The following is an 877-nucleotide window of genomic DNA, read 5'->3' as shown; positions in this document are numbered from 1 at the left end:
GACTAAGGATAGCACTTTATCATTTTTCAATCGCACAGATCAAGCGCAGCGCCGGTCAGAGCGCCATTGCCAGCGCAGCCTATCGAGCCGGGGAGCGTCTTTACAGCAGCTACTATGGAGAAGTCAGCGACTACACCAAAAAGGGCGGCGTGATCGCTTCTGAAATCATGCTGCCGCCCCATGCGCCGGAAATATATCTTGACCGGGCGACCCTCTGGAATGCTGTGGAGAACTGCGAGAAACATCCAAAAGCACAGCTTGCCTATTCCTTTGATATTGCCATGCAGAATGAATTGACGCTGGAAGAAAACATGGAGCTGGCGAGGAAGTTCGTACAGGAGCAGTTTGTGACAAAAGGCATGATTGCCGACCTTGCTTTTCACAGCCCGGAGAAAGAGGACGGCGGCATCCCTAACCCGCATTTTCATGTGATGACAACCATGCGCCCTTTGAACCCGGATGGCACATGGGGACAAAAACAGCGTCGGGAATATCTTCTTGATGAAGATGGAAACCGAATCCGGGATAAAAACGGCGATTATATGTTTAACGCTGTCCATACAACAGACTGGCATGAGCCGGAAACGCTGGAACACTGGCGGGAGCAGTGGGCGGCTGCCGTTAATACAAAATTTGAGGAAAAAGGGCTGGATGTGCGTATCGACCACCGTTCCTATGTGCGGCAGGGGCTTGACCTGATACCTACTGTCCACGAGGGAGCTAATGTCCGGCAGATGGAAGCAAAGGGCATCCGCACCGAGAAAGGGGAATTGAACCGCTGGATTAAAGCCACCAACCGGCTCATGCAGGATGTGAGGAAGAAGATCAAAGCCCTGTTTGTCTGGATGGCAGAGGTAAAAGAAGAACTTTCCAAACC

The 877-nt window shown here is 51.8% G+C and carries 1 protein-coding gene; it reads left to right on the top strand.

Annotated elements, in window-relative coordinates; translation table 11 throughout:
• Window positions 1–8: 8 nt before the first annotated feature.
• The coding region (gene mobQ, locus OCV77_RS16385; protein WP_262576004.1) for a MobQ family relaxase at window positions 9–877 on the top strand (869 nt) is incomplete at its 3' end.

Source organism: Suilimivivens aceti, assembly GCF_025567405.1.
Classification (GTDB): domain Bacteria; phylum Bacillota; class Clostridia; order Lachnospirales; family Lachnospiraceae; genus Suilimivivens; species Suilimivivens aceti.
This window is presented reverse-complemented; position numbering and strand designations above follow the sequence as displayed.